12 protein-coding genes are annotated in these 18,692 nt (G+C 57.1%); 10 read left to right on the forward strand and 2 right to left on the reverse strand.

All coding sequences use genetic code 11. The features are described 5' to 3' along the window. Positions 1 to 127: 127 nt before the first annotated feature. Positions 128 to 1,972, forward strand: a complete 1,845-nt coding sequence (gene ilvD, locus HMPREF2527_RS01320; RefSeq protein ID WP_070505834.1) for a dihydroxy-acid dehydratase — start codon at positions 128 to 130, stop codon at positions 1,970 to 1,972. A gap of 240 nt (positions 1,973 to 2,212) precedes the next feature. After that, positions 2,213 to 3,247 carry a 2-oxoglutarate dehydrogenase gene (locus tag HMPREF2527_RS01325; protein ID WP_070505836.1) on the forward strand — a complete coding sequence of 345 codons (1,035 nt, stop codon included), beginning with the start codon at positions 2,213 to 2,215 and terminating at the stop codon, positions 3,245 to 3,247. Positions 3,248 to 3,369: 122 nt separating this feature from the next. Here HMPREF2527_RS01325 and HMPREF2527_RS01330 read toward each other — a convergent pair whose 3' ends face one another. Further along, positions 3,370 to 3,648: a putative quinol monooxygenase gene (locus tag HMPREF2527_RS01330; RefSeq protein ID WP_044150828.1), complete on the reverse strand. Its 279-nt coding sequence runs from the start codon at positions 3,646 to 3,648 to the stop codon at positions 3,370 to 3,372. 293 nt (positions 3,649 to 3,941) lie between these two features. Here HMPREF2527_RS01330 and HMPREF2527_RS01335 point away from each other — a divergent pair, with 293 nt between their 5' ends. Beyond that, positions 3,942 to 5,138, forward strand: a complete 1,197-nt coding sequence (locus tag HMPREF2527_RS01335) for an RNase H family protein (protein ID WP_005509232.1) — start codon at positions 3,942 to 3,944, stop codon at positions 5,136 to 5,138. 290 nt (positions 5,139 to 5,428) lie between these two features. Here the strand turns inward: HMPREF2527_RS01335 and cls are convergent, their stop codons facing one another. Next, positions 5,429 to 6,907 (reverse strand): cardiolipin synthase, encoded by a 1,479-nt coding sequence (gene cls, locus HMPREF2527_RS01345; protein ID WP_049340251.1) that lies wholly within the window; start codon positions 6,905 to 6,907, stop codon positions 5,429 to 5,431. Between the two features lie 188 nt (positions 6,908 to 7,095). On the opposite strand from cls, the gene HMPREF2527_RS01350 reads away from it, so the two are divergent. From HMPREF2527_RS01350 to HMPREF2527_RS01380, 7 genes are all read left to right on the forward strand, one after another. Continuing rightward, on the forward strand, positions 7,096 to 7,767 hold the full coding sequence (locus HMPREF2527_RS01350; protein WP_239662189.1) for a TetR/AcrR family transcriptional regulator: 672 nt from the start codon (positions 7,096 to 7,098) through the stop codon (positions 7,765 to 7,767). 131 nt (positions 7,768 to 7,898) lie between these two features. Next, entirely contained in the window at positions 7,899 to 9,635 is a 1,737-nt protein-coding gene (locus HMPREF2527_RS01355; RefSeq protein WP_070505840.1) for an MDR family MFS transporter, read from the forward strand. A gap of 516 nt (positions 9,636 to 10,151) precedes the next feature. Continuing rightward, positions 10,152 to 11,147: an ABC transporter permease gene (locus HMPREF2527_RS01360; RefSeq protein ID WP_005507218.1), complete on the forward strand. Its 996-nt coding sequence runs from the start codon at positions 10,152 to 10,154 to the stop codon at positions 11,145 to 11,147. Next, positions 11,144 to 12,145 (forward strand): ABC transporter permease, encoded by a 1,002-nt coding sequence (locus HMPREF2527_RS01365; RefSeq protein ID WP_005507216.1) that lies wholly within the window; start codon positions 11,144 to 11,146, stop codon positions 12,143 to 12,145. Before HMPREF2527_RS01360 ends, HMPREF2527_RS01365 begins: the two co-directional genes overlap by 4 nt. After that, on the forward strand, positions 12,145 to 14,238 hold the full coding sequence (locus HMPREF2527_RS01370) for an ABC transporter ATP-binding protein (RefSeq protein ID WP_070505842.1): 2,094 nt from the start codon (positions 12,145 to 12,147) through the stop codon (positions 14,236 to 14,238). Before HMPREF2527_RS01365 ends, HMPREF2527_RS01370 begins: the two co-directional genes overlap by 1 nt. Positions 14,239 to 14,667: 429 nt before the next feature. Next, positions 14,668 to 16,368 (forward strand): ABC transporter family substrate-binding protein, encoded by a 1,701-nt coding sequence (locus HMPREF2527_RS01375; RefSeq protein ID WP_070505844.1) that lies wholly within the window; start codon positions 14,668 to 14,670, stop codon positions 16,366 to 16,368. A gap of 368 nt (positions 16,369 to 16,736) precedes the next feature. Beyond that, a complete protein-coding gene (locus HMPREF2527_RS01380; RefSeq protein ID WP_070505846.1) occupies positions 16,737 to 18,467 on the forward strand; it encodes an ABC transporter family substrate-binding protein in 1,731 nt (576 codons plus the stop codon). Positions 18,468 to 18,692: the final 225 nt, after the last annotated feature.

Genomic DNA, 18,692 nt, shown 5'->3' on the forward strand with positions numbered 1-18,692 from the left:
CCTCCCACCGATAGGCGGTTGTAGGCTCGTGCGCGTTTCGATGCATGAAACCAAAGTGACCCTGAGCTGAAGAGCGTTGGACGCCGCGCGTAAAATCAGTACTTGCATCACTACGGAAGGTAAAACAATGCCAGAACTGCGTTCACGTACTTCAACTCACGGCCGTAACATGGCTGGTGCCCGCGCCCTGTGGCGTGCCACCGGCATGGGCGATGACGACTTCGGCAAGCCCATTATTGCTATCGCGAACTCCTTCACCCAGTTCGTGCCCGGCCACGTGCATCTGAAGGACATGGGTGAGCTGGTCGCCGGCGCGATTCGTGAGGCTGGCGGCGTCGCCAAGGAATTTAACACTATCGCTGTTGATGACGGTATTGCGATGGGCCACGACGGTATGCTCTACTCGCTGCCTTCCCGCGATCTGATCGCTGACTCGGTCGAGTACATGGTCAACGCGCACCGTGCCGACGCGCTGGTCTGCATCTCTAACTGTGACAAGATTACCCCCGGTATGCTTCTGGCGGCTATGCGCCTGAACATCCCCACCATCTTTGTCTCTGGCGGCCCTATGGAGTCCGGCGAGGGTATTGAGGGTATTGTTGAGCACCGCCTCGACCTCATTGATGCCATGGTGATGGCTGTTGACGATAGCGTCAGTGACGCTGCGCTCGCTCAGGTTGAGAAGAATGCATGCCCGACCTGCGGTTCGTGCGCGGGTATGTTCACCGCGAACTCCATGAACTGCCTGAATGAGGCGATTGGTCTGGCGCTGCCCGGTAACGGCACCACCCTGGCTACTCAGGTTGCTCGTAAGGAGCTGTTCCTGGATGCTGGTCGCCGCATCGTTGAGCTGGCTAAGCGCTACTACGAGCAGGATGACGAGTCGGTTCTGCCCCGCTCCATTGCGACCAAGGAGGCGTTCGAGAACGCTATGGCGCTGGATGTGGCGATGGGAGGTTCGACTAACACCGTGCTGCACACCCTGGCGATTGCGCACGAGGCGGGTGCTGACTTCACCCTGAAGGATATTGACCGCATTTCGCGTCAGGTTCCCTGCCTGGCGAAGGTTGCCCCGAACTCCACCAAGTACCACATTGAGCACGTGCACCGTGCCGGTGGTATTCCCGCACTGCTGGGTGAGCTGAACCGTGCCGGCCTGCTACACAAGAACGTTCATTCTGTTCACGCTGATTCGCTGGACGAGTGGCTGGACGAGTGGGATATCCGCGGCGGCAAGGCGAGCGAGAAGGCGAAGGATCTGTTCCTCGCAGCTCCCGGCGGCGTGCGCACCACCCACGCGTTCTCCACCGCCAACAAGTACGAGTCCCACGAGACTGACGCTGAGAACGGTTGCATCCGTTCGGTCGAGCACGCCTACACCAAGGACGGCGGCCTGGCGGTCCTGTACGGCAACATCGCTCAGGACGGCGCAATCATCAAGTCCGCTGGTATTGATGAGGAGCTGTTCCACTTCAAGGGTCGCGCCTTCGTGGTCGAGTCTCAGGACGAGGCTGTGTACGAGATCCTGTCGAAGAACGTGAAGGAAGGCGACGTTGTCGTCATCCAGTACGAGGGCCCGAAGGGCGGCCCCGGCATGCAGGAAATGCTGTACCCGACCTCCTACCTGAAGGGTCTGGGCCTGGGCAAGAAATGTGCACTGATTACTGACGGTCGTTTCTCCGGTGGTACCTCCGGTATTTCGATTGGTCACGTCTCCCCGGAGGCGGCTGCTGGCGGCGCTATCGGCCTGGTGCAGACCGGCGACGAGATTGAGATTGACGTGAATAACCGCATCCTGCGTGTAAACGTTTCGGATGAGGAGCTGGCTGCTCGCCGCGAGGCGAAGGGTGCCGCACCGTGGCGTCCGACCAAGCCGCGTGAGCGTCACGTATCGAACGCCCTGAAGGTGTACGGTATGCTGGCTGCTTCGGCTGATAAGGGTGGCGTGCGTATCCTGCCTGAGGACGCATAAACCCCTCACGTATCGTGTGAGAATTTAATATTCTTGCCCCTAAGGGTCGGTGCTCTGTTCTGCAGTTTTTCTGCGGGGCGGGGTGCCGACCTTTTTAACGTTTTTGAGAGTCCGGTGCGGCGTATTGCCTTGTCAAGGCTATTGCAGTAGGGTGTAGGAGGGTACTTAGGTACCCGATTCACCGACTCAGCACAACCACTCAAACACAACGCAATTCGCAACCCTCACGAGGACGTATTCATGGTTACCCTGCCCGCACGCGCACAGCGTGCCTTTACTTGCCGTACCCTGGCGGCTCTTGCCTGCATCGGTGCGCTCGCTTTGAGCTCTTGCTCTGCCCAGCCGCAGGCTGATGAGTCTGAAACCGCCCCGATGAAGGTGGCGACTTCTTCCGCGCCCGTGGACGCTAAGACCCTGTTCACCGCGGCGGATGGCTCCTGGAAACCGAATACCGTGCAGATTGCTGCCGGCTTGGATTCCCCTGTAACCTACGATTCGGTGGCGACCCCCACGAATGAGCCGAGCACCAACGCCGAGTACGAGGCGGCATACGCCACGGCGAGCGGCTCCGTGAGCACTATCGATCCTGGTACTCGCTGTGGCGTGACGAGTCTGCTGGGTGGTTCCGCCGGTATTTACGTGTATGACGGTTCGGATTGCGCGAAGGCTCAGGAGGCGGTGCGCCTCTTCAACAGCCGCAAGAACCAGGACGGCGCGGCGAGTGTTGAGTGGTACCAGTGCGCTACGAAGGTGCAGGGCCGCGACTACATTACGGGTGCCTGCTTCACTCAGAGCGGTAGCGCCGATAAGCCGCGCCTGGCGCTGATTCCGGCACAGACCCGCATGCTGTCGGGTACGCTGACTTTCGCTGAAGCGTACGGTGGCGGCACTTTCGGTCAGGGTGATTCTGCGAAGACTGTTGAGGCGCTGCGTTTCACCAGCCCGGACTCTAAGGTCGCGTGTTCGGTGACCCCGTCAGGTGTGGACTGCCAGGCGCTGGTGGGCGTGACCCTGGAGGGCTGGGATGCCGCATCCGGTAAGGCACAGCAGCGCGTGCACATGGTGCAGGGCCAGGCGCCCGAGGTGAGCCTGGTCGGTCAGACCGCCACCCCGGAGCCGGTGAATACTGAGGGTATTGTTGCCCTATCTACCGGTCAGGTGGTGACTGCGTACGGTTACACCTGCAAGTCGGTGAATACCGGTAAGGTGCATTGCGTGAGCGCGACGAATGGTTTCACACTTGATTCGATGGAGGTCGGCCTAGAGCGCCGATAAGCCGAGAGCGCCGCCAGTAGCCGCGCTCGCTTCCAAGGCTGGTATGCCTCCATGGCTGACATACGAAGGTGCCCGGCACCCCTCACGTAGGGGGTGCCGGGCACCTCGGTCTTTAATGTTGCTTAGCGGAAGTTGACGATGCGAACGTCCAGCTCGGAGGAGAGCAGCGGCTCCCATGCGGCGACAGCCTTCTGGAAGTGTTCGGTGCCCATGTGCTTTTCGAGCAGTTCCTGGGATTCCCAACGCTCGATGAATGCGAAGTCGGTGTCGGAGACGGCACCGAAGTCGTAGCTGACGTTGCCTTCGTCCTGGCGGCTTGCGGTCACGAGCGGTTCGATGGTCTTGAGGAATTCTTCGACGTGCTCGGGCTTGACGGATACTCCGGCGTAAACACCAATCATGGGGCTCTCCTTATCGGGTGGTGCGGCGGTTGCCGCGTCGTATATGACTCTTTTACCGTACACCTTTCCCCACGCCTCGGTGAGGTATGCGCGGGGGTTTCTCGCGCTGTGTTCTGTGCTGGGTTTTGTGTTGTGCCGGTGCGTGAGAGGAGTTGCGGTTATTCCATTCGCTAACTGTAAAAAAGGTGTTTTATATTTGCGTGCCCCTTTCTTTTCGACCTATAAAAGAATGAGGACGATATACCGTATGAATGGAAGGAGACGCGGTATGGCACACATGGGGGGTGACACTCATGGGATTTTCACCGGCGCATATCAAACGATGCACCCTGACCTGGGAGGCGCCCGACTATAGCGCCTCGTACCCTGCCGGGTACACGGATCAGGGCGTTGCTGTGATTGCGGTGGCTCAGGAGCATCGTAAGGCGCAGGGTTTTTGTTATTCGGCATTGTCGACGGTGGTTTTTATTTCTAAGCAGGACGGCACCCGCACTGTGGTGAATGAGGAGCCGATGCTTTTCACTCACGTTCATTCCCTGATGGAGTGCTGTGATGAGGTGCATCCGCGTCTGCTGGGTCGTGCCGTGCTTTCTGCGTGGGATGTGGTTCCTGAGCAGTACCGTCAGAACCTGGTGACGATTGCTGCTGACCGTAAGAATTTGAAGCATCTTTTCCGTGATTGCGACCAGTTGAAGGGGATTATGGAGTACCGCGCCTTTGAGAAGGTGCTGGACCCGTACGATAACCATTCTTTGGGTGAAGTGCATGTGAAGCTTGCTGGCACGCCCGCGTATGAGCGGATGCAGGCTGAGGTGTGTGCGGCACGTACCGCCGTGGATGAGATGGTGGAGGAGGCACTGACCCCTCGACCGCTGGATCAGCTGCAGGACTATAGCGTTTTCACGGATTGTTCGTTCCGTTCGACTCACAATAAGAAGTATCAGCGTGGCGGCCGTATGGGTATCGCCGGCGTGAGTGAGGACGGCTTCTATTTTCATGCCCACTATGATGGCGTGAATATTATGACCGGTGAGCTGTCTGCGATGTTGGCGGCTTATACGGTGTTCCATAGCGGTTCGCGCCGCCTGATTATTCATACGGATTCTTTGGGTGCGTTGACGTTTGTGTTGCGTTTGGCGCATAGCCGTTGGGCTTTTGAGGCGTGGGTTTCTGAGGGTATTCAGGATGAGCGCGTGGTGGCTCAGATGCGTGCTTTGACGGAGGCTATCCGCGAGAAGCGTGTGCTGGTGAAGCATGTTCCGGGTCATACGGGCCACGGTTTGCAGGAGAGTAGCGACTCTGTGTCGAAGATGCATCGCCATTTTCCGGGGCAGATTGTGGATAAGCGTCACCAGAGCGAGTTTAATCAGCGTTGCGAGTCGATTATTACTGCTTTGTCGGGTTGTGCGAAGGCTGTTCGCCTGCTTGCGCCGGAGTGGTTGCAGATTAAACCTTCTTCAATCCACACGGGAAACCGTTTATGGCGCTAAACTAGTCCAGGGTAGAAATGAACGCGCGATGCATTCGCCGCATACGAAGGTATGCGATGTCGGAGGTGTCGCGTGTTTCTTTTTGCCCTTTTCTGTGCGTGTTTGTCGGCTGGTTGCTGATTGCGACCGTGGGGTTGCTGGGTACGAGCCTGGGCGTAACGGCGATTGTGGCAGAGAACCAGATTTTGCTGGTGTTGGCGTTCTTCACTGTTATCGTTCCAGTGCATCCTGCGATAGCGCCTCATGCAATAAAATTGCCCACCCGGGGTTATCCGGGTGGGCAGTTTTATTTAGAGGAGCGATGACCACAGTCGGCAGAGGTTCTCCACCATCTTGATGCGGCGCGGGCGCTCCGCCCACTGGGTGTACAGCAGCTCGGTGCAGACCTGCTCGTATTCGGCGCATACTTCATCCAGCATCGCGACCATGCCGCGGTCAATGACGAACGTTGACACTTCCATGTTCAGTGAGAAGGAACGCGGGTCCATATTGGACGAGCCAATGAACGTAATTTCGTCGTCGACCATCATGAACTTGGAGTGCAACACGGTCGGGCTGGGGTACTGCAGAATACGCACACCCGCCTGCAGCAGCTGCTCGTAGTAGGAACGCTGCGCCATGTTCGGCAGGAACTGGTCGCCCTTCTCGCACACAATCACGGTGGTTTCAATACCGGAGTAGGCGGCGTTCGTGAGTGCCTGCAGTAGGGTCTCTTCGGGCACGAAGTAGGGCGAGCAGATGGTAATACGCCGCTCGGCGTTGTAGATCAGGTAGTTAATGAGGCGCAGGTTGTTTTCGGTTTCAAAACCGGGGCCGGAGGGCACAACCTGGGCGCGCATCCCATCCTTGTAGTAGGGGATATTGGTGTTAATTTCTGCCAGGATCAGCTGGTTCGTTTCGGAGTACCAGTCGGAGACGAAAACGGCGTTGAGCTCTTCAACGATGGGGCCGGTGCAGGAGAAGGTCAGGTCCTTCCACTCCAAGCCCTTCTTAATGTTTTCGGGCATGTCGTAGGAGCGGTGAATAGCGTTCTGCGAACCGGAGAACGCGACGCGTCCGTCCACGACGAGGACCTTGCGGTGGTTACGCAGGTCGGGTCGCTGCCACTTGAGTTTCCACGGTTTGAGCGGCAGCATGAGGCGCCACTGCATACCCGAGTCGTTGAGCATTTTCACGAGTTTCTTATAGGACGGGTATTTGCGGGAGCCGATGTGGTCGAGGAGTACGCGCACCTGTACACCGCGTTCGTGGGCTGCGAAGAGGGCGTCCCAGAGGACTGCGCTCGCCTCGTCGTAGGCGGTGATGTAGAACTCGAAGTGCACGTATTTGGTGGCGCGGTCGACTTCTTCCGCCATGGCGACCATTGCCTCGTGGTTGTCGGTGTGGAGGGTGAATTGGTTGCCGCCGACCAGGGGGAGTGAGCCCAGGGTGTAGTTGAGCTGGCTGGCTGCCTTTGCGGGGTCGGAGAGGTCGTCGGTGCGGGTGAGGAAGGGCTTGTTCTCGCTGACTTCGCGGATCAAGTCGTTCATGGCGTGTTGGCGTGCGCGGCGGTAGGCGGGCAGGCGCGAGGAGCCGAAGACGAGGAATGCGATGAACCCTACGAAGGGGATGAAGAAGATGGCCATGAGCCAGCCCAGGGCAACCACGGGTTTGCGGTTGTAGGGGAGCCAACAGAGGGCTGCGAGTCGGATGAGGATATCGGCGATGCCGAGTGCGAGGCGTAGCCAGTCGGGCAGGAAGTCGAGGTAGGCGGGGGCAAACAAGTTCATCCCTCTATTATGCCGATGTTTTGTGTGGGGCTTGGGGGAGTGGGTTTGCCGCTTCGTATGTGATGTGTCGGTATTGTGTGCGGGTGTTGTGTGCCAGTGGCGGGGCCGGAGTTTAGCCGGCTATGCTGTGAGCCTTAACGCTAAAAATGCACTTGAGCATTGTGTGCAGTGGTGAAATAATTGCAGTTATGCAGAAAAAGGAACAGAGCCTTCGCGAACGCCGCCGCGAACAAACCTGGACGGCAATCCACGAAGCAGCCCTCAAACGCGTCCGCGACCATGGGATGCGCGGAACCACCGTTGAAGAAATCGCCCAGGAGGCGGGCGTCTCCCCGCGTACCTTCTTCAACTACTTCCCCTCCAAAGAGGACGCCGTTCTGGGTCTGCGTGAACCGGTGGTCAGCGAGGAAATCCTCGAAACAGACCGCGCCCACGAGGATGACAACACCATCATTCGTGTAACCCACCTTCTCTGGGAGGTCATTTTCCAGAGCTTCCACTACGCCAATGGCAAGGACCCCCGAGCTCCCTTTCAGGAGTTCCCCGAGTCCGCGAAACGAATGAAAATGCACTACATGAAGTGCGAACAGGTGCTCACCGATTACCTGAACACTATTGACTGGGTGGCTTTTGACGCGGCCGGTCGCCGCGGCCCCTTCCCGCGCCGAACCCCCGCTGACCCGCTGACCGATCACTTCCGGGAGCGATCACGCGCAAAGGTCCAGCTTGCCTCCGCGGTGCTTCGTCAGCTGGAGTTCGCCCGCGACCTGGAAGATAAAGAGGATATTGCCCGCCATATCCGCCAGACGGTGAAGACCTTCCAGTTCCTGCTTTTTGAGCAGAACCGACCGGCAATCTAGCGGCGGTTCACTGCTACAAACTACAAAAGCCCGCCGGAAACCGAATCCGAGGCCCCGAATCGAGGCAACCGAATCCAGAGCCCGGCGGACATTCACAACAGATATATATAGAACGTAACTAAGGATTATCGATGAGTACAGAGGAAAAGAAGCTACCTCAGCCGCCAGCCGGCGAGGCTAAGCAGGAAAGTAAAAACCGCATCCGCGCCATGTTCCTGGGCCTGGTCATTGTGATGCTCATGTCCTCGCTGAACCAAACGATTCTGGCGCCGTCGCTGCCCACGATTGTGGGTGAGCTTCACGGCGTGGAGCACATGAGCTGGGTGATTACCATTTTCATCCTGCTTTCGACGATTACGATGCCGGTCTACGGCAAGCTTTCTGACCAGTTCGGACGCAAGCCCTTCCTGATTTTTGCGATTGTCTCTTTCATGGCGGGTTCGATTGTTGGCGCGCTCGCTCAGGACATGAATTGGCTGATTTTTGCTCGTGCCCTGCAGGGTCTGGGCGGTGGCGGTCTGATGATTCTGTCTCAGGCTGTGATTGCTGACGTGATTCCTCCCCGCGACCGCGGCCGCTACATGGGTATTATCGGTGGCGTTTTTGCTTTCTCGTCGGTGGCTGGTCCGCTGATTGGTGGCTGGATTACTGAGGGGCCGGGCTGGCGTTGGGCGTTCTGGCTGAACCTGCCGCTGGCTATTCTGTCGATTCTTGCGGTGATTTTCTTGCTGCCGCACCGCCCGTTCCGTGAGCGTGAGAAGCACAGCATCGACTACCTTGGCTCGCTGATTCTGATGGCGGGTACGAGTGCGCTGGTGCTTGCTACGATTTGGGGTGGCAACCAGTACGAGTGGGCTTCGCCGCAGATTATTGGTCTGCTGATTTTCTCGGTGGTTGCTGCGCTGGTGTTCATCCCGGTGGAGAACCGTGCGGCTGAGCCGGTCATGCCCATGTACCTGTTCAAGAACCGTAACTTCCTGCTGACTCTGGGTGCTTCGTTGGCGCTGGGTGTGGCAATGTTCGGTGCGGTGGAGTACATCCCGACTTATCTGCAGATGGCGCTGGGTGTGAGCGCTACGGTGGCTGGTCTGCTGATGATCCCGATGATGGGTGTCATGCTGGTGGTGTCCATTGTGACGGGCCGCGTGGTGTCGAAGAGCGGTCGCTACAAGCGTTACGTGACGAGCGGTACCGCGATTGTGGCGCTGGGCCTGTTCCTGCTGTCGACCGTGACTATTGAGACTCCGACCTGGCTGTTCTGTGTGTACCTTGCGGTGATGGGTGCCGGTCTGGGTATGTCCATGCAGTTCTTGACTCTGATTGTTCAGAATGCGTTCCCGGTGAGTGTGGTTGGTACCGCGACGGCGTCGAATAACTTCTTCCGTCAGGTGGGTGCTACTGTGGGTGCCTCGCTGGTGGGTGGTCTGTTTACCTCGCGTCTGACCTCGCTGATTTCTGAGCGTATGCCGCAGCAGGCGCTGCAGTCTTCGGGTAGCCATGCGTCTTCGTCTCTGACTCCTGAACTGGTGGCGTCTTTGCCGGAGCCGGTGCACGGCATCATTGTGAATGCGTATAACGATGCGTTGATTCCGCTGTTCCTGTACCTGGTGCCGCTGGGTCTGGTGTCTACGCTGCTTCTGTTCTTCATTCGTGAGGATGCGCTGGCGACGACCCTGGAGACTGAGCCGGCTGTTGATATTGCTCGTGCGGCGACTGGCGCGATTCCGGTGATTACTCCTGAGATGGCTGCTAAGGACGCGCAGGCTTTGAAGAGCATGCACGGCTCTGCTCGTGCTCGTATTGCCGAGTCGTTGAGCTCGGAGGCTTCGCCGGATTCGCCGGATTCGGAGCCTAACGCTAAGAGCTAGGGTCTTAGCGCTAGATGCGGAGGCGTTGCCTTCCTATATAAGTGGCGCCCCGGTGCGAGTCGTGTGCTCATGCCGGGGCGCTGTTTTTGGCTGAGTTGCCTTAAATAGCGCGCTTAAGAGGTGTGCCTTAGTGCTTGGTTTAGGGGTTGGAAGTGTTGGTTTAGTCCCCTAAACGGTGGGTTTACGTGGTGTTTTACCCTGTTAAAGCGCTTATCGAAAAGGTTATTACGTCCCTATGTCGAGAGAATTGTTTCGGATGTAAAATTTTCGTAAAAATTGTTAATCCGCCCCTTTTCCCCGGTATTCCGGGGCATTTTTTTACCCAGCTCCCTTTTAGCTTGCATACAGGCTGTTCTAAGGGGTGAAAGTGCCCAATGTGGGTTTGGTGGAAGTGTTACAGGCTATATAAGATAAAGTAAATATGCTCCTAGTGACAGTCATCACGAAGCAGTGCACTGGGACAGCATGACACACATGCCTTAACACCGACATCTACACAAGGAGGGGAACCGTCCCATGTTTAGGTACATCCTCCAGCGATCGCTGACGTACCTCGTCATGGTCTTTATTACGACCACGATGGGTTACTTTGCAGCGGTTACTGCCCTGAAGCCTGCCCTCTTGGAGCAGGAAAAGGTTCCGAAGCCTAGCCCCGAGCAGGTGAACCGTAACTTCGCATCCCTGGGTCTCGATCCCGAAATGAACCCCTGGGACCGCTACGTTCAGTGGCTGACCAATGTGGTCACCAAGTTCGATTGGGGCCGTAGCCCCAACGGCGCGTACATTAACCAGGAATTTGGCCAGCGCGTGTGGGTTTCTACCCGCCTGCTGCTGGTGGCTACCATTCTCTCGATTGTGATTGGTATTGCCCTGGGTGTGTACTCGGCAGCTCGCCAGTACAAGTTCTCTGACCGTGTTATCACCGGTTACTCCTACCTGGTCTACATCATCCCCGCTCCCGTTGCTTACTTCGTGGTGCAGCAGGGCGCGACCACTATCAACAACATCGCCGTTGCTAATGGTGGAGAGAAGATTTTCTATGTGACCGGTATTTCGACTCCGGGTCTGACCGGATTCTGGGAAATCACCATGGATATGGCGGCGCACTACGTCGTGCCGACCTTCTGTATGACCATCTTCGGTTGGGCTGGTTACCAGATTGCACAGCGTCAGTACCTGCTCGATAACGTGAACGCTGACTTCGTGCGTACCGCTCGTGCTAAGGGCTTGACCCGTAACCAGGCGATTACTCGCCACGCACTGCGCGTCTCCTTCATCCCCGTGGCACAGTCCATCGCGTACCAGATTCCGATGATTTTTGCGGGTGCATTCTTCGCCGAGACCGTCTTTGCATGGCCCGGTATCGGTAAGTGGTCGATTGACTCCATTTCCGCGCAGGACGTGAACGCTGCGACCGTGACCCTCGCGTACGGTTCTGCACTGTTCGCTGTCGGTGCGATCATCGCTGATATCGCTACCACCATCGTCGACCCCCGAGTGAGGATCTCATGAGTCAGGTAACTGCAACTTCCTCCGTACCGGTGGTACAGGAGAACGGTGACTTCAAGGTCATCAACAAGAGCGTTATTATTCTGCGCCGCTTCCTGCGTAACAAGGCTGCAGTCTTCGGTCTGTGCGTGTTCATCGGCATGGGTCTGTTCGGTCTGTTCGGTAAGTACCTGACCAAGTACAAGCCCAACGACATTGACTACATGGCGCTGGGTGAAGGCCCCTCGGCCGAGCACTGGTTCGGTACCACCATCGCGGGTAATGACGTGTTCGCCATGATGTCTGAGGCCGTCTGGACCTCTCTCCAGATTGGTGTGGTCGTCGGTTTGGCCACTGTGTTCATCTCCGCAGTTTACGGTTGTGTGATGGCGTACTTCGGTGGCTGGATTGACAAGATTATGCTGTTCATCCTCGAGACCCTGATCATGGTTCCCTCGCTGCTGATTCTGGCAATTCTGATTAACGGTCAGGTTGGTAAGCAGATTCAGAAGAGCGTCCCCACCTGGGTTCTGCTCTCTGCAGTGCTGATTGCCTTCGGCTGGATGGGTAGCGCCCGTGTTATTCGTGCAATGGCGCAGTCCCTCATCAACCGCGACTTCGTGAAGGCTGCACGCTACATGGGTGTGCACCCCTTCAAGATTGTGATGCGCCACCTGGTTCCGAACATTGGCTCCCTGCTGGTTCTGAACTTCACCAGCGGCATCATGGGCGCTGTGCTCTCTGAGGTCGCTTACTCCTTCATCGGCATCGGTATTAAGTACCCCAACTACTCGCTGGGCTCGCTGATTTCGGATGCTTCGCAGCAGATTAACACCCTGCCGCACATGTTCTGGTTCCCGGTTCTGTTCTTCTTCCTGCTGGTTGGTCCGCTGGCCCTCATGAACGACGGTCTGCGTGACGCATTCGACCCGACTTCGATGTCGGTCGGTAAGATCAAGAAGTCCAAGAAGAACGAGAAGGCAGAGGCACCCGCTGCCGCTGCAAAGGAGGCGAAGAACTAATGAGTACCTCTCCCGTTCTGAGCGTTAAGGACCTCAACGTCCGCTTCAACACTGAGAATGGCGTCGTGCACGCTGTTCGCGGTGTGAACTTTGACCTGTACCCCGGTAAGACCCTGGGTATTGTGGGTGAGTCCGGTTCCGGTAAGTCCGTTGCTTCCATGGCGATCATGGGCCTGCACCCGACCACCGCTGACATCACCGGTTCGGTTAAGTACAACGGCACCGAGCTGCTGGGTCTGAGCGATAAGGAAATGTGCGCATACCGCGGCAAGGAAATCTCTATGATTTTCCAGGATCCGCTGTCCTCGCTGACCCCCGTGTACACCATTGGTGACCAGATTGCTGAGGTGCTCAAGGTCCACAACAAGGGCATGAGCAAGCAGGCTATCAAGGACCGTTCCATCGAACTGATGCGTATGGTGGGTATTCCTTCGCCGGCTGACCGCCTGCGTTCCTTCCCGCACGAGTTCTCCGGTGGTATGCGTCAGCGCATCATGATCGCTATGGCGATTGCGAATGACCCCCGCGTGCTCATCGCCGATGAGCCCACCACCGCACTGGATGTGACCATTCAGGCGCAGGTGTTGGAGGTTATGCAGAAGGCTCAGGAAGAGACCGGCGCAGCGACCATCATGATTACCCACGACCTCGGTGTTGTGGCTGGTATGGCTGACGACATTCTGGTGATGTACGCCGGTAAGCCGGTGGAGATTGCTAAGGCAGAAGACCTGTACAAGCATCCCTCCCACCCGTACACCATCGGTCTGCTGGGTGCGGTCCCGCGTGTGGACCGTTCCGAGAAGGTCTCCCTGGTTCCGATTGAGGGTACCCCTCCGAACCTGATTAACCCGGTGACCGCGTGCTCCTTCCGCCCGCGTTGCCCCATCGCTAAGAGCGGTGGCCAGTGCTGCCAGGACTCCAGCGGAGAGCCCGATCTGCAGCTGCTGGAAGGCGTTGGCGAGGGCCACTACTCCTCCTGCACCATCTCTCAGGAGCTGGTCGGTAAGACCGCTGACGAGCTGTACCCGGTTCCGGAGCCCCCGGTATCGAAGTACGACGGCATTCCGCGTGAGGAGCGTGCCCCCGTCCTGGAGGTCCGCAACGTCAAGAAGCACTTCCCGCTCATGAAGGGTGCGCTGATTAAGCGCCGCGTGGGCACTGTGAAGGCTGTGAACGGCCTGTCCTTCGACATTCGCGAGGGCGAGTGCTTCTCCATCGTGGGTGAGTCCGGTTGTGGTAAGACCACCACCCTGCTGGAAATCATGGAGTTCAACAAGAACACCGACGGTGAGATTCTGATTAACGGAACCTCCACCAAGGACGGCAAGTCCGCAGGTGAGATTCTTGAGCTGCGTAAGAACCAGCAGATGGTGTTCCAGGACCCCACCGGTGCTTTGGATCCGCGCTTCACCGTTTACGAGGTGCTTGCTGAGCCCCTGGAAAACCAGGGCATGAACAAGGCAGACATCAAGAAGCGCGTCATCGAGCTGATGCACATTGTGGGTCTGCAGCCTGATCACGTGAACCGCTTCCCGAACCAGTTCTCTGGTGGTCAGCGTCAGCGTATCGGTATTGCTCGTGCGCTTGCTGTGAACCCCAAGCTCGTGGTTCTGGATGAGCCGGTGTCCGCGCTGGACGTGTCCGTCCAGGCTGGTGTGATTAACCTGTTGGAGGAGCTGCGTGCAAACCTGGGCCTGAGCTACCTGATGGTTGCTCACGACCTTGCGGTGATTCGCCACGCATCCGACCGCGTTGCAGTGATGTACCTGGGTCGTATTGTTGAGATTGGTGACGTCGACCAGGTGTTCGACAACCCGATCCACCCGTACACCCGTGCACTGCTCTCGGCGATTCCGGTTCCGGATCCCGAGGTTGAGGCAAAGCGCCACCGCATTATGCTTGAGGGCGACCTGCCCACTCCGGTGAACGCGCCTAAGGGCTGTGGCTTCTCGAGCCGTTGCCCGGTCTTCAAGCTGCTGCCTGAGGACAAGAAGCGTCGTTGCCTGGAGGAGATGCCGGAACTGACCCCCGTTGAGGGCCAGGATCACGGTTATGCTTGCTACTACCCTGAGGCTGAGGCCGCTACGGTGTAGCTCTAGAGTCGGCTGAATAAGTCGCATGTGTGCCGAGGGGCGAATATTCGTTGAATATTCGCCCCTCGGGTTTTTTATGCCCGGTATTGGTGGGCTGTACGTTGTTCGAGATTGTCACCTAGTGAGACGGGGGGAACCGCAGAATGTGGCGCTAGGCACTGAAACGGTCCGGAAAACGGGTAAAACCGCCCTGACTAGGTATAACCTTTCTCACCATTCAAGATATGAATATTTATGGAAGAGCTTTCCTGCTGGCAGTAAGCCATAATTAAGCCTGTGGGTGCGCCGCTAGGGGCGTACCTCAAGGAACACATTCATAGACCGGCACTAATTCATCGCTCACCGCACCCTATTGCGGCGCATGAGCAGGGAATCCTTGACGCTTTCCTGCAGGATTATTGAGGGTCAAACGTATAAGAGGACACTCTCATGGAGAAGAATTTCATCCTGAACCGTCGTACCGTTCTCGGTGGCGCTGCAGCACTGGGTACCGTGGGCGTACTGGCTGCGTGCGGCTCGTCCAAGGACTCCAAGGCAACCACCAAGGGTGCAACCGTGGGCACCGATGCCAAGGAGCTTTATGACCTTGCTGAGGCCGCTGTTTCTGAGCTGAAGGATGGCGGCACTCTGCGCCTGGCTGTTCCGGGTATTGGTCCGGACTTCAACCTTTTCAGCGCGGACGGCAACTCCCTGTACACTCAGACCGCTATGAGCCCCGTGGCTTACGCAGGCCTGTGGCAGGGTGACCCCCTGGGTAAGCGCACTCTGGCTCCCGAGTTTGCGAAGAGCTTCGATGTCGCCGAAGAAAACGGTCTGCCCGTCGTCTCCATTGAGCTGAACCCCCAGGCTAAGTTCAACGATGGTACCCCCATCGACTACAAGGCTCTGCAGGCTACCTGGAACATCCTCAAGAGCACCGATGGTGACTACAAGGTCGGAAGCAGCGGCATCTACAGCAGCATTGCTTCCGTGGATCGCGACGGTGATGACTTCAAGGTGAAGGTAACTTTCTCCGCACCTTACTACCCGCTGAATACCCTCTTCGCTGGCATTGTGCACCCGGCTCTGCTGGACAAGGAACTCTTCAACACTGGTTTCGTTGACAAGCCGCACCCCGAGTACTGGGTTGGCCCCTTCACCATTGCTGAAGGTGGTTGGAACTCGACCGAGAAGACCCTGACCCTGACCCGCAACGACAAGTGGTGGGGCGAGAAGCCCGTTCTGGAGCGCATTGTCTTCCGTCAGATGGATCCCGCTGCTGAGCGCGCGGCATTCAAGAACGATGAGCTTGATGCGATTGGTGCTACCACCGCTTCCGCATACAAGGAGCTCAAGGACGTTGCTAACATCGAGATCCGCCGAGGCTCTCGCCTGTTCTCCGGTGGCGTGACCATGAACCCCGCCCGCATGCAGGATGTTGCTCTGCGCCGCGCTGTGGTTACTGGTCTGAACCGTGAGGCTCTCGCCAAGGTTCGTTTCCAGGGCCTGGATTACGAAGAGAAGCTTCCCAACTCGATGATTCACATGCCCTTCAACGAGTACTACCAGGACACCTACCCGACCCCGAACAACGATGCTGCTGCTGCATCCAAGATTCTGGAAGATGCAGGCTACACCAAGAACGGTGAGTTCTACGAGAAGGACGGCAAGCAGGCTGCCTTCAAGTTCTCCATCTTCGGTGAGGATCCCACCTCCAAGGCTGTCGGTCAGACCCTGGTTCAGCAGCTGAAGTCCGTAGGTATTAATGCTGAGCTCGACTCCCGTGCTGTTAGCGAGTTTAACAAGACCATGGCCTCCAAGGACTACGACGCAACCTCCTCCGGTTTCGCTCCGAGCTCCCCGGATGCTACCGAGGCTACCGAGCAGTTCTACATGCGCCGTAAGCCTGAGGAAGCTGGTTCCGATGAGATCAATGAGATGATCGCAAAGATGAAGCTCATTGCTGACGACAAGGAACGCAACCAGGCTTGCAATGAGATCGAGAAGAAGCACCTGGCTGAGTTCGCAGTGCTGATTCCGCTCATGAACGGCCCCGAGTACAAGTTCGTGAAGAAGGGTCTGCGCAACTACGGCGTGTCCCTCTTCCAGGGCACCGGCATTCACTGGGAGAAGGTTGGTTGGGCTAAGTAAGTCCTCATCCCTTCACCTCCTAGGTGAATAGCCTAGAGCTATTGAAAGTGTCCACCCGGATTATCCGGGTGGACACTTTTTGCATTTCTGGAGGGGGTGCTTTGGGTGCTTTTATGTACCGATGCAGGGGAGCGGGGGTATAGCTATCCGGAAAAATCTGAAGAATTCGCGCAAAAACAGGGTATTCATAGTATGAATATTCAAAAAACACGATAAATATTAAGAAATATTGTGAAAATGCTTGGTTTTCGCTCTCGAGGTGCGCTACAGTGAAGTCATACAAAGTTATGCAGTGCTCTGCATAAATAATCATTACTTCGGGAATACGGGGTACACCCGCCCGCACAAGATAGAAGGAAACCACTCCCATGACCGCCAACACCGCATACACCGCGAGTAGCCACGAAGCGACCAAGAACAGCTTCAGCCGCCGCGTCCTCATTGGCGGCACCGCGGCTCTGGGAGCTGTAGGTCTGCTCAGCGCCTGCGGCAACGGCAGCGCAAGCTCTGAAAAGACCAAGGCTGCCGGCGCCGGTGCCAAGATCGAAGACCTCTACGACATCAACGCCCAGGACGTGAACAGCCTGAAGAAGGGTGGCATCCTGCGCCTGCCCGCCGGATCCATCGGTCCGAACTTCAACTTCTACACCCAGAGCGGTAACACCAGCGATAACGTCAACGTTATGAGCACCATCAGTCAGGCTGGCATGTGGAACCTCGACTTTGATGGCACCTACAAGCTGAACACTGACTTCGCTGTCTCCTCCGAGCACAGCAAGAAGGGCGACAAGATTCAGGTTGCCGTCAAGCTCAACCCCAAGGCTGTCTTCAATGATGGCACCCCCATCACCTACAAGGCGCTCCAGTCCACCTGGAACATCTTCAAGAGCCTGGATAACGGCTACAACATTGTCACCAGCGGCATCTACGAATTCGTTGAATCCGTAGAAAAGGGCGAAGACGACTACAGCGCAACCGTCACCTTCTCCAAGCCCTTCTACCCGCTGCAGAGCCTCTTCTCTGAGATTCTGCACCCCGCACTGGAAGACGTCGAGCTCTTCAACAACGGCTTCGTGGATGCGCCCCACCCCGAGTACTGGGCTGGCCCCTTCACCCTGGCGGATAAGGGCTGGGACTCCACCGCGAAGACCTTCAGCGTTGTACCCAACGACAAGTGGTGGGGCACCAAGCCCCTGCTGGACAAGATTGTCTTTACCCAGATGGAATCCAGCGCTGCACGTGCCGCGTTCAAGAATGACGAAATTGACGCTATCGGTGCAAGCACCTCCTCCACCTATGCCGAGGTGAAGAACATTGCGGGTACCGAACTGCGTAAGGGCACCCGCCTCTACGCTGGCGGCCTGGATATTAACCCCCGCCGCGTCAAGGATGCTGCCCTGCGTAAGGCAATCTTCGTCGGCACCAACCGTGAAGCACTCGCAAAGATTCAGTTCCAGGGTCTGCCCTACGAGGAAGCTATCCCCGGTTCGATGATTCACATGCCCTTCTCGCCCTACTACCAGGATTCTTACCCGACCCCGAATAACAGTGTTTCGGAGGCGCAGAAGATTCTGGAAGCCGCCGGCTACACCAAGAACGGCGACTACTACGAGAAGGATGGCACGAAGGCTGGCTGTGCAGTGGTGGTCTTCGGTGATGACCCGACCACCAAGGGTAAGGCTCAGACCTTTACCCAGCAGATGAAGGATGTCGGTATCGAAATCCGCATTGACCAGCACTCCGATAGCGAATTCGCTACCATTCTGGGCAACTGGGACTACGATATTTCCTTCAGTGGCTACTCGGTCTCTGCTGACGCAACCGAGGGTACCAAGCAGTTCTACTACTCCGAGAACAACGAAGGTATCGGCAGCAAGGAAATCGATGCCCTCATCGACGCCATGACCCTCATTGAGGATGACAAGGAACGTAACCTTGCCTGTAACGAGATTGAGAAGAAGCACATGGCTGAGTTCGCCTTCCTGGGTACCATTACGAACGGTCCTGACTTTGTGATGGTCAAGAAGAATCTGGCTAACTATGGTCCGCGCCTGTATAAGTCGATGGACTGGGCTGCTGTGGGCTGGATGAACTCCTAGGGGTTCCTACCCTATGAGCGGGTCGAATGCGTATATGCGCGTTCGGCCCGCTTTGCTGTGCCCGCTGACTATTTCTGGAGGCGGGGGAGGGAGTGTCACTCGAAAGGTGGTGGGGTTGTGCCGACATGGATTTAGGCCCGCTGCCTTAGGGCCGGGCGTAATAATTAAGAAATATTTATCGTGTTGCGCACCTGTAGTGATGCGTGTGGTGTACACTACTAAAAA

Origin of the sequence: Rothia sp. HMSC071B01 (genome assembly GCF_001808945.1) — a bacterium.
Lineage (GTDB): Bacteria > Actinomycetota > Actinomycetes > Actinomycetales > Micrococcaceae > Rothia.

What these genes read in the sequence shown, in the direction of transcription:
- HMPREF2527_RS01365 (WP_005507216.1), top strand. Translation starts at nt 11,144, where the DNA reads ATGAGTCAGGTAACTGCAACTTCCTCCGTACCGGTGGTACAGGAGAAC.
- HMPREF2527_RS01325 (WP_070505836.1), top strand. Translation starts at nt 2,213, where the DNA reads ATGGTTACCCTGCCCGCACGCGCACAGCGTGCCTTTACTTGCCGTACC.
- HMPREF2527_RS01360 (WP_005507218.1), top strand. Translation starts at nt 10,152, where the DNA reads ATGTTTAGGTACATCCTCCAGCGATCGCTGACGTACCTCGTCATGGTC.
- HMPREF2527_RS01375 (WP_070505844.1), top strand. Translation starts at nt 14,668, where the DNA reads ATGGAGAAGAATTTCATCCTGAACCGTCGTACCGTTCTCGGTGGCGCT.
- HMPREF2527_RS01380 (WP_070505846.1), top strand. Translation starts at nt 16,737, where the DNA reads ATGACCGCCAACACCGCATACACCGCGAGTAGCCACGAAGCGACCAAG.
- HMPREF2527_RS01335 (WP_005509232.1), top strand. Translation starts at nt 3,942, where the DNA reads ATGGGATTTTCACCGGCGCATATCAAACGATGCACCCTGACCTGGGAG.
- HMPREF2527_RS01330 (WP_044150828.1), bottom strand. Translation starts at nt 3,648, where the DNA reads ATGATTGGTGTTTACGCCGGAGTATCCGTCAAGCCCGAGCACGTCGAA.
- ilvD (WP_070505834.1), top strand. Translation starts at nt 128, where the DNA reads ATGCCAGAACTGCGTTCACGTACTTCAACTCACGGCCGTAACATGGCT.
- HMPREF2527_RS01370 (WP_070505842.1), top strand. Translation starts at nt 12,145, where the DNA reads ATGAGTACCTCTCCCGTTCTGAGCGTTAAGGACCTCAACGTCCGCTTC.
- cls (WP_049340251.1), bottom strand. Translation starts at nt 6,907, where the DNA reads ATGAACTTGTTTGCCCCCGCCTACCTCGACTTCCTGCCCGACTGGCTA.
- HMPREF2527_RS01350 (WP_239662189.1), top strand. Translation starts at nt 7,096, where the DNA reads ATGCAGAAAAAGGAACAGAGCCTTCGCGAACGCCGCCGCGAACAAACC.
- HMPREF2527_RS01355 (WP_070505840.1), top strand. Translation starts at nt 7,899, where the DNA reads ATGAGTACAGAGGAAAAGAAGCTACCTCAGCCGCCAGCCGGCGAGGCT.